The 11,539-nt window shown below is 49.4% G+C and carries 5 protein-coding genes; 2 read left to right on the top strand and 3 right to left on the bottom strand.

Annotated features, from left to right (window positions below; all coding sequences use genetic code 11):
• Positions 1 to 2 precede the first annotated feature (2 nt).
• Complete coding sequence (locus HK11_RS12330; RefSeq protein ID WP_158092795.1) at positions 3 to 278, bottom strand: YtcA family lipoprotein; 276 nt, start codon at positions 276 to 278, stop codon at positions 3 to 5.
• A gap of 252 nt (positions 279 to 530) precedes the next feature.
• On the opposite strand from HK11_RS12330, the gene HK11_RS07385 reads away from it, so the two are divergent.
• Together HK11_RS07385 and HK11_RS07380 are read left to right on the top strand one after the other, a co-directional pair.
• Entirely contained in the window at positions 531 to 1,007 is a 477-nt protein-coding gene (locus HK11_RS07385) for a cupin domain-containing protein (RefSeq protein WP_086554712.1), read from the top strand.
• A gap of 245 nt (positions 1,008 to 1,252) precedes the next feature.
• Positions 1,253 to 3,631, top strand: coding sequence for a TonB-dependent siderophore receptor (locus HK11_RS07380; protein WP_233127548.1), 2,379 nt, complete (start codon positions 1,253 to 1,255; stop codon positions 3,629 to 3,631).
• A gap of 51 nt (positions 3,632 to 3,682) precedes the next feature.
• On the opposite strand, the gene HK11_RS07375 is transcribed toward HK11_RS07380, so the two are convergent.
• Entirely contained in the window at positions 3,683 to 5,257 is a 1,575-nt protein-coding gene (locus tag HK11_RS07375) for a GH39 family glycosyl hydrolase (RefSeq protein ID WP_158092794.1), read from the bottom strand.
• Between the two features lie 241 nt (positions 5,258 to 5,498).
• Positions 5,499 to 11,432: a DUF3320 domain-containing protein gene (locus HK11_RS07370; RefSeq protein ID WP_233133367.1), complete on the bottom strand. Its 5,934-nt coding sequence runs from the start codon at positions 11,430 to 11,432 to the stop codon at positions 5,499 to 5,501.
• Between the last annotated feature and the right edge of the window lie 107 nt (positions 11,433 to 11,539).

Genomic DNA, 11,539 nt, shown 5'->3' with positions numbered 1-11,539 from the left:
ATTCAATGCCCAAAAATCAAAAGCCAGGTAAGAAAAGTAGCCGCCAGTGCAAAGGCGATATAAGTCAGAACAGGAACCGGCACTGCCTCATTGACCCCGAACGCCCCGATAACGGCGCGTAATAAAGCTGAAGCCACAACCCCGAAGACACCGCAGAGCATCCAGGATGGAAAAAAAGAACCAAGGACATCCTGTAGCGGTGCCCGGCTGCACCCACTAAGCAAAACAGGCATCAGACAAAGAAAATAAGGCTGATAAGAAGATTTCTGATATTTCACGACCGGATTACTCAAGAACAGGTTGATTAGCCCTGAGGGCAAAGAATTTGAAATACAGGATAAATAATAGTTTGTTTGCAAGTCAACTAAATTTATATCAGCGATATCCTGCAGCAGAGCCCCACACGGTCTGATCGGGCAAATATATCCTTCACTCTGCATATGTGATGGCATGCCTCTCCTTCTGATGCTTTTATAAAACGTAAAAAATTTATAGGGTTTCAGTTCGTTATCCAGCGAAAGAGAAAAATAATGAAACTCGTCAAAACAACATTAGCCATAGGCGTATTAACTTTTTATGGCTGTCTTTCCTCATATGCGGCTGAACCTGCTATCGTCCTGGATACCGCACAAATTCCATGGCAACCCGCTCCGGCAGATTTCCCCTCAGGAATCAAAATCTCTTACGTTTATGGTAACCCTGCCCATAAAGGTCCTTTTGTTATCAGAGTGTGGATGCCACCTCATTCAGCCATTGCCCCACATACGCACAGCATGGACGAAACACTGACTGTCGTTTCAGGTCAGTTCACCCATTATGTTGGTAAAACATACGACACCTCTGAAACAAAAGAACTGACAGCAGGTGGTTTTGTACATCTGCCAAAAAATATACCACATGCTCTGCGCACAACAGACCATGAAGCCATTGTCGAGGTTGTCGGTGTCGGTCCCTTTGGTATGACCTATGTCAACCCGAAGGATAATCCTGCAGCCTCCTTAAAATAATAGCCTGCCTGACAATCAGATACAGCTGAGCTTTGACGCTCTCCTTCATGTGATGCAGCAGATAAAAAAAAGCTGCATCACAGCTCCGGCTAAGCCAATCAGCTACTCAGATCCTCACCAAACACGCACCAATATATAAAATAAATAAGATGTAATAAATTTACCTCTTTTTGTTAAGACGTTGAACTGATACCTCACTGATAATAAGAATGAATCGCATTTGCGTTTATCGGTAGGATAATCTTGTGATACGCCACCATATGACCTGTTTCCGGTCGCTTCTTTTGCTCGCATCAACCTCCCTCACGATCGGTGGCAGCATGTCAGCTGCCTGTGCAGCTGAGACCGCACCTGTTCAGTCAGTAGCTGACAGCACCATAAAGAAAAAACACTATTACAAAAAAAATCTGCATAATAAGGCAGCACATTCTGCGCAGGCGCACCATAAACACAAAACTGACGAGAGTATTCTCGTGCGAGGAAACCACTGGGAGAAAGGCAGCTACACCGCACAGGAAACCAGTGCCTCTACCGGCCTGCCACTGAGCCTGCGCGAAACACCACAAACTGTGACCGTGCTGACACGCCAGCTTATGGACGATCAGCAGATCAACACACTCGATGACGTTCTTACCACCACCCCAGGCGTTACCTCCTATGCCAATGATAACGCTGGCAGGACCACTTACCGCGCCAGAGGGTTCGATATAACAAACTATAAAATTGACGGTATGCAGGTCGATGCCACAACAAGTTTTGGTGGTGTTGGCTCATCAATGAACATGGATTTATATGACAACGTCCAGATTGTTCGTGGCGCAAATGGTCTGCTGGGCGGCACAGGCGACCCGTCAGCCACCATTTACCTGCAACGCAAAGCACCACAAAAATATTTTTCAGCTAATAGCCTGCTCAGACTAGGTAACTGGAACGAGCACCGCGTTATGGCTGACCTGAATGCTCCGCTGAACCGCTCGGGCTCCATCCGCAGCCGTTATGTCTTTTCGTGGGATGATACTGATACCTTCAGGGTGCGTGAGCATGTGAATCGTATTGGCGCTCTGGCCAATTTCACAGCCGATCTTTCTTCCCGTGACAGTCTCAATTTCGGCTTTCAGTATGAAAGAACCCGTAATGACGGCGCCTCATGGGGCACTAACGTACCGATCTGGTATGCTGACGGCACAAAAACTCATCTGCCACGCAGCACAAACCCTGCTGCGAAATGGAGTCAGGCTACACGCGACCAGTATACAGCTTTTATCGACTATGATCATGATTTTTCACATGGCTGGCACCTGAAAGCCGGGTATATGCGCACTCAGGGCAGCTCTTACAATAATCTTGGCGTAGCAAAGATAAATAATGCGGCAAAAAGTCAGGGAGGATATGCCGGTTTCTGGAATCAGGATGGTTCAGGAGCTTATCTGAACGCACTGCATGCAGAATATGAAGATGCACGTGATAATGCTGACGTACATGTTTCAGGGCCATTGCATCTTCTGGGGCGCACACATCAGCTGGTCTTCGGGTTTAACGGCTATAATGACGAACTGACACAATACACGTTTAGCAAAGCACTGGGCAACTGCTCCATTGCTGGTGTTACCCCATATTCCGGCTGTCAGTACAGGGCAACCGGACTGCCTATTTCCAACTGGCAGACATGGGACGGTTCATATCCCAACTTTGTCACACACCGCACAAAAGCACGCGAAGTCGATGTAACGCGTAATTATGGCGCTTATGCCTCAGGGCATTTCATTCTGGCTAAGGGTCTCTCTCTTATTCTTGGTGGTCGCATAAGCAGTTATCAGGCTTATACAGGCACATATAACAAAGCCAATCAGTATTCAGGCTCAACCAGTACCGGGCAGGAAAATGCTGTACTGACTCCTTATGCTGGTATGGTCTACGATTTTACGAGAAATATGTCTGTTTATGGCAGCTATACAAGTATATATACGCCACAAACCAGTTTACGAGATGAAAATAACAAACCACTCAGCCCTGTACAGGGTAAAAGTTATGAAACCGGCCTAAAAGGTGAATTTTTTAAAAAACGACTGAATACATCTCTCGCTTTTTATCTTAATCGTCAAAGCAATGTTGCACAGGCAACAGGGGCAACCAATCTGACGACAGGCGAGGCCATTTATGAATCCGTCAATGGCGTCAAGACAGAAGGAATTGATTTTGATGCCTCCGGCCAGTTACTCCCCGGCTGGAATGTCTTTTTTGGTTACAGTTATCTTTACGAAAAAGGGTTAAGCTACCGTCAGGATCCGCATCACCTGGTACGCTTTAGTACGACTTACACCTTTCCAGGGAAAATGCATCATCTGACCATTGGCGGGGGCATTTCAGCCCAGTCAAGCACACAATGGACAACAAACCCGGGCCGCCCGCTTGGCAATGGCAAATATGACAAATCAAACCTGACAGTCAGAGGTTATACACTTATCAATATTATGGCGCGTTACCGTATTAACAAATGGCTTTCTGTTGCAGGGAATATAACCAACCTCACAGACAAAACCTATGTCCGGCAGGCCGGGTTTTATGATGGTATGATTTATGGTGAACCCCGAACCTTCAACTTTACTATAAGAGGTCACTACTGAAACCTGGCAATCAGGGACTGACCTGCATGAAGCCAGCCCCTGATGATATTCTTACTGCACTACCAGTAATGCCAGACTTTCTGGCGGCAGAACTATTATATTACCTGTAGCATGCACAGCTATTTGCTGTGCTTCAGGAATATGCGCCGCATTAACAAGAGCCTGCGTCTGCACATCTGTGGGCGTCGCAGGACGGTTCATCGCATGGTAAAGATCCTGTGGTGTGCCATGATGCTCATCTATAATGACAAGAGATGCTTTTTTCGTTTTCAGCCCCTGCAGATCAAAGCTCATAACTTTTTTCTGATCATGGCTGCGGTTCCACAATGCAAGACTGATACCCTGATTGTTATTACGCGTTGCCAGAATATCTGAATTTTGTGGTGACACGGGCAAACGCATATCACCCAGCTGATGCAGTAAAGCAAAAGCATTAAAAGCAGGTTTAGGTATACCGCGTGAGCTTAGTAAACCATAAGCGCCCGGCAGTTCACGGTCGGCCACACCCTGCTCTTCAAAATCATCAGAAAAAGTCCAGTAAGACATGATTGGTGCCAGACCATCACAATCGCGGATCGTTTCAGCCAGCCAGGGAGAAATCCAGGAACGTTCTGCCGTACCATTCTTCATATCCCAGTCAGCACCAAACTCCGAGATATAAAGCGGCAGATGGTGCAGAGATGAACGGGTGAGCGTTGCCCGTGCAACGCGCGTAGCATCGCATACGGTATTACCTGTATTTTCAGGACTTTTAGGAAGATTCAGCAGATCTGGCGGATCATTGGCATAAATATGTGTTGAGATAAAATCGACCGGCACGTGATAACGCACAACATGATCAATAAAATCACCCACCCAGTGAATAGCTCCGGTTGACGGACCACCAACCTGCAAAGCAGGATCAACGGATTTTATTGTTCTTGCCGTATTATCATAAAGGGCGAAATAACTCTCCATACGCGGAGAACCTACCCATGTCGCCTGATCAGGCTCGTTCCAGACCTCAAAAGGCCATTTACGAACTTCATCTTTCCCATATCTCTGCTCAAGATGTGTCACAAGCGCACGAATCAGATCATTCCACTCCTCCATATGTGCCGGGGGAGTGACATTGGCACGATACCACAACGCACCTTTACTAAAATCAGTTACTGGTTTAGGCGGCTCTGAGGCAGTCATATTCATCAGAGGTTCGAGGCCACTATTGCGCCGCAGGAGGTCACTCCCGATCAGGCTCGGCATAAATGACAGCTCAACATAAGGACGAATATGTAACCGCAGAAGGTTATCATACACGGCATCAAACTTATGAAAATTATAATGCATATGGCCCTGTGTATCAGGAGCCATAATACCCATACTGTCATCCAGAATACCGTGAAAACGTACGTATCGAAAATCCGTTGCTTTCTTAGTAGCTTTTGCATTTTCGACGTAAGAGTGTGTCAGAACCAGATCTGCTCTGCCAGAGCCAAAAGCCTGCTCCCAGAAATGAGGAAACGGTTTACCGGCTGCTGTCGTATCAATTACAACAGAAGAAGATGAAGCATTCTCTGCCTGCACAGACTGTGGACGGCAAAAAAATGCAGCGGCAAAACATGCGGTAATGATAGTCGAAAAATGCAACGAAAAAGCTCCCATCACCAAAAAGAATATGAATAATATAAACGAATAAAAATCAAAAAACTCATATGGCTATAGTCATCTTTTGAAAGATAAAAGTGACATATGATATTTATTCCTAAAGCAGGGAATTATGGGAGTGATTGATTTTTATTCGCACCATTATAACTATTAAAAATGTCTTTTTTCAGTTTTTTATATTAAAATTATTTATTAATATAAAAAACCAAACATTCTGAATTTATCAGATTCCCTCTACCTCTTTACGTGCACGATTAAGTGCCTCAGCAAGGCGGGCACGTGTTGCCTGCCCCATACGACTCATGCCACAGGCACCCCGCATACGTGAAATGGCCTCATCATCTGAACAGTCTGTTGCTATTGCCAGGCTGGCAAGGTCGACCAGCGCTGCCAGAGGCACCTTAGCCGGGTCAACCGGCTTTTCCATTGTAAGATTTTTAAAAGGCAAACGAGAGGACACAGGCAGGCGAGGCGACCAGATGAACACTCCGGCCTCATCTTCCGTTCGTTCAAATAACGCTGGTATAACACGCTGAATGCGCTCACGTATCTCCCGGCCAGCACGGGCAAAACCATGCTCTCTGGAAATATGCTGGATAAGGATATCCTCACGAATGACCCCTGCTTTATCTACTGCCTGTATAACAAGATGTTTTAAAACGGGATCATACTCAGCCTGAAAAAAACTGGCGCCATCGGCTATGACACTGTCAGATGGCAATGAAACAGTAGCCGCAGTTTCACTGGCATATAAAGGTTCCGATATTTCGGAAGAGGCACACATATCAGCCGGAGCCTCTTCAGCTATACCTGATACCAGCAAAGCATCGTCAGCCGCTTTCTGGTCACGTTCAGCCTGCTCTGCACGCTGGCTGCGTAATTCTTCAAGCTTTTTTCTGAGCACAGCATCAATTCTCTCCGCTTCACGTGGCGCATTTGTCCACCAGTCCGTTGACCAGATACGCAGAATAGTCCAGCCCAGATTCTCGAGCACGGCCTGACGCAGCCTGTCACGATCACGCGCTGTAGCACTGCGATGATACGTCGCACCGTCACATTCGATACCAGCGAGGAAGGCACCGGGCAGATCAGGGTCAACAACACCGAGGTCAATACGAAACCCTGAGACGCCGATCTGTGTTGCGATATGCCAGCCTTTTGCTCGCAGCATTGTGGCAACCTGCACCTCAAATACGCTGTCATATCCGCCGACCGATCCCTCATGTGCACCGACAAGAGCTTTTGTTCCACGCTCAGCAAACAAAAGGAAACGACGCAGGTCATGTACACCTGCGGCCGATGTCCGTTCCGTCGCAATCTGATCGCCGCGCAATGACCCGAAAACAATAAGTTGTTCACGCGCTCTGGTAATCGCCACATTAAGACGACGCTCACCACCATCACGGTTCAGCGGTCCGAAATTCATCGAGATCTTTCCTGCCGCGTCTGGGCCATATGTCAGCGAGAACAAGATAATATCACGCTCTTCACCCTGAATATTTTCAAGGTTTTTAACCAGCAGAGGCTCTGACGCTCCTTCTCCTGCGAAACGCTCGAGTGCCGGGTCTTTTCTGACCTCAGCCTCAAGCAGCTCAGTAATCAGCTTTTGCTGCTCACTGTTAAAAGTCACGACACCAACAGAGCGATTAGTGCCATCACGCATAATCCTGACTGCTTCTGCCACGACCATACGGGCTTCTGTCGGGTTTGTGTGTGAACCTCCACGCCCTGGTTCATAAACCCCCTGTGACACAAAACGGAAAGACACTGCCTGGTCTGTCGTAACCGGCGCGGGAAAGGTCACCAGCCCTCCGCCATAATAAGTCTGATTTGAAAACGCGATCAGACTTTCATGGCGGCTTCTGTAATGCCAGCCGAGACTAACAGATGGCACACCTGCGCCCAGACACTCATCAAGGATGGAATCAAGATCCATCATTTCATCGGGGAACGGATCGTCCTCCCCGCCACGCCCCGCAGTAAAAAAGTCTGTTGGTGGCAGCTGCTTAGGGTCTCCCACCACGACAACCTGCCGACCCCGCCCGATAGCACCTATCGCATCCCAGGTTGTAATCTGAGAGGCCTCATCAAAAATCACCAGATCAAATGGCTCTGCATGAGGCGGCAGATACTGAGCAACCGACTGGGGGCTCATCATCAGGCACGGAGTTAATGTACGCAACGCACCAGGCATTTTTTCTGCCAGCCGGCGCACAGGTAAATGGCGCTTCTGTTTTGCAATTTCATGGGTCAGAATTTTATATTCCGGGTCATGCCGCCTTTCTGCCTCGCCTGGAATTTTACCAGCAAGCCGTGCCCTGATCAGTTTCACAGAAAGCTCTTTCTGTTTTTCATCAAGCTCACGAAAGCGCTGAATACGCCCTTCATGCGTGGCAGCCACAAACCCTTTCAGCACCTCTGAATTACTAATGGCGTGCATCATCCACCAGCGTGCGTAATTCGCTTCAAACACAGAAAAAATCGTCTCTCGCGCCACAAGCCCCTGCTCAATAGCGCTTACTAACGGTGCGAGACCAAGCTGCTCTGCCTGATGACGCGCCTGCTGCCACGAGCACCAGTCTCGCATTTCGCGCGAGGCCTCTTGCCACCCCTCCAGCCTGACACGAAGGAGCTCAGGCCACTGCGGGTCGGCCGGGTCAGCCAGAGTCGCGATAACACCAGCACTCCGTTCTGCCAGCTCTTCCATTACTGCCTTCAAAGCCGCGAACGCAGACTGATAAGCTGTAAGTGCCTGATAAATCGTCCCCCCAGGAGACAAAAGATCACGCCCCTCCGTCAGCAGATTTTTTAGTGACGTGCGCGCCGAAAGAAGAGTGGCTATATCGCCTGTACATCCTCCCAGACAGGTCCTGACCATCTGCCCCCACCGGAAAGCAGCAGTAATCTGTTCAAAATCAGTCTCTGTACCACGCCATAAAGCCCCGATCTCCGCTTTATAAGAGGCCACATCAAGACGACTGAAAATCTCCTCCCGTTCAACCAGCTTTTCAAGGTCACTTTCACAGTCTTCAGGCAGGTCGAGCGCATGCTGTGTAAGACGCTTACGCAGTGCTTTGTGCCCCATAGAGCGAGACAGCAGCCACTTCTCATTAAGAGCACGCCACTCATTCAGCATCTCAGCCAGAGGCAGCGTTTTTACACTCTCTTTCCAGCGGGTTTTCAGATCATCAGAAAGAGCGTGATAACGGGCAACATTCTCTTTTTCAGCCTGCACCGTATCATGAATATCCTGAGCATTTTCACTCAGCCCCCACCCAGCAATATCAGACTGCAACAAATGGGCACACAGCACTTCAATGCGGCTGAGCCGTTGCAGCGACAAATTACCTGGCTCAAGGGAAAGCTTTTCAAACACTCTCTCAGCCGCTGTGCAGGCAACTGTAAGTGCCCCCAGTGTTTTACTCACTGCATCAAGCAGCCCTGCCTCCCACAGAGGAGACCAGTTCGTCTGCTCCATCCCGACCAGACGTGGGGACGTGACAATGTCACCAATACGCTCGTATAAGACAGCCAGATCTTCAACAGTCTGCACCAGTCTGTCATAATCCTGCTCTGAATGAATATCAGCATTCGGCCATGAGAAAGGAATATTCTGTACTGCCGCCTGATCAGCACGCAGACTGACACCAATCCCTCTGTAAGGCGTCCAGCCATTACGACGCGGTGTATGCAGGTCACGTACATAAGCATTCAGCTCATTACGAAGAGTATCAACTTTTTGCTTTACCTGGGCATAGTCACCGGCCTGAAAATCCTCAAGGACAGCCTGCGCCGCCTGAAACTGCTGTAATACCTCCATTTTACTGGTTTTGGGCGAAAAGAGATCCAGGCAGAACTCCCCTATACCCAGCTTCACCAGTCGTGCTCTCACAACCTCCAAAGCGGTACGCTTTTCAGCCACAAACAGCACAGTACGCCCCTGTGCCAGGGTATTCGCAATGATATTACCTATCGTCTGACTTTTACCCGTACCTGGCGGGCCAATAAGCACAAAATTCTCACCCGCCGCAGCACGGGCAACGGCTTTAAGCTGCGACGAATCAGCCTCCATCGGGCAGACAAGATCAGCCTCCGCCAAAGCTGTATCTAAATCATCATGACCTTCAAATCCGACAGCCGGCCCGCTCTCACCTGTCTTACTCTCTTCCTTCACACCATTAAGCAGGCGGCTGGCCACATCATTAGCTGCCAGCTGGTCACGTCGCTCGAGCAGATCTTTCCACATCAGAAATTTCGAGAAACTCAGCGTTGTCAGACTTACATGATCGCGAATTTCCCACCCGGGAATATGCCGCAGATGCAGGCGAAAAATCTCGAGAATTTTCGTAACATTAAGCCCGGCATCATCTTCGGGCAGCATGTCAGGTTCAAGTTGCGGTATACGAATATCGTAGTCTGAACGGAGCATCTCAAGCAGCGTTGCGTTAATACGCGGCTCATCACTATGCGCACGTAATGTCAGCGGAGATTTAAGGCTGACACGCTCGAGACTGACAGGAACCAGAATAAGTGGCGCCAGATAAGGCTTTGTTTTATCCTGCGGCACCCAGGCTACAGCACCGATGGTAAGAAACAGCACATTAGAGCCGCCTTCCTGCTCGGCGGCTCTCGCCTGACGATACAGCTCAACAAGAGCATTCTGCAGGGCATCATTCTCACGCTGCACTATCAGCTCGTGTCTGTTCAGTGCTTCCAGAGCATAAGCGCGCAGGGTTTCTTCATGATGTCGCTGCTGATGGATATCCTGATTGCGCGGATCCTGAGCATCCATAAAACCGGCAGAAGAAACAAAACGCAGAGACTTTGTCGTGCCACCCACCCGCATATCAGCCAGAATATCTTCAAGTTTTTCGGGAGCGGGACAGTCAATTTTAATCAGCTGACGGTCAGACTCCGGCAGCCTGAGCAGGCGGTTACGCCCGGTCATGTCAAGCAGACGGTTACACCAGCGCTGCACCCGATCTGCCGGGCGGTCAGGCAACCTTTCCAGCTCTTTCTCTTCGCGCAGCACAGGAGCGGCTTCGAAAACGGGCTGCCCTGCCATATCGGGAGTAACAGCATCCTCCCCGTCAGCCGCCTGAGAAGGAACCAGTGTTGAAAGCGGCCTGATACGACGCAAACGCGCACGATAGATATCAATAACAGCGCGAAATGCCTCATCATCATCGCTGATATTACGCAGTGTACTTTCACCACGCTCACAAGCCACAGAGAAGCCAGGTTTCTGCGCCGCTGTGACCAGAGTGGTTTCAAACACACGCAAATCATCAAGTTTCAGACGATTGCGTATACCAGGCAGGTCCTGCACGACAGAGGTCATAGCATCCTGCCCTGCCAGCCACAGACCAGCAAAAGCATGCCCCTGGGTCAGAACAATCACTGGCCTCAGGCCAGCAGCTTCAAGGCAGGCCGCAAAAAGCACTGTGGTATCGAGGCAGGTGGCAAGTCGCTCGTCATATATCTGTGCAGGCAGGCGAATACGCTGACCACTTTCAACAAATGATGCCGGCGGGTTAACATATGTCAGATTAAGCCCGCATACTGCACACCATATAGCCTGCGCCTGAGCCCAGACCCGGGCTTTATCGCCCTGATATCCTTCAAGTGACGGTGACTGACCTGCTTCACGTAAAATATCAGAAGCACTGCGCAGAACACGGGCAACAGCGGGGTCATTAGGTAGTACAAAAGCTGCCAGAATATCAGGAAGCCCTGCCAGCCCCCCCCACTCATTACGTGCAAGAATACGAATATCATGCGTGGTTTCTGTCAGAATCTGACCATCAGCCCGGGCTGTCAGCGTAATCGTTGCCCGCGAGGCCTCAGTCTGTGCAGCGAGCAGCGCACCGTTCAGCGCCACGTCACGGTCAGGCAGCATATACAACTGCTGCGCCCTTACCTGCTGAAGATGCCAGGTGCGCGGCATAAGAAAAGCCGGGTCGCAGCTAAGGGTTATGTCAACCTGCTGATAGTCATGGTCCGTGATATTATCAAAAATCAGCTCTTCGAGAACAGGCACGCTGTTCTCCCACAGGCTTGCATTCATTGCATCCTGCACTCTGACTGTAAGAGCCGGAGCCGGGACAGGTGGAGCTATATCAGCATTTTCAGAAATCTGCTTATGCTCAGTGTCCACCGCCAAGTCTCCTCTGCACGATACATGTTTATGGTGCTGTAACAAGGCATGTCGACAGCACCATAAAGAAAATAGTCAGCGCACATTATAGAGAATTGTCTCAGACT

Source organism: Acetobacter sp. DmW_043, assembly GCF_002153485.1.
GTDB lineage: Bacteria > Pseudomonadota > Alphaproteobacteria > Acetobacterales > Acetobacteraceae > Acetobacter > Acetobacter thailandicus.
Note: the sequence above shows the minus strand (reverse complement) of the source record. Positions and strands in the feature narration are given on the sequence as shown.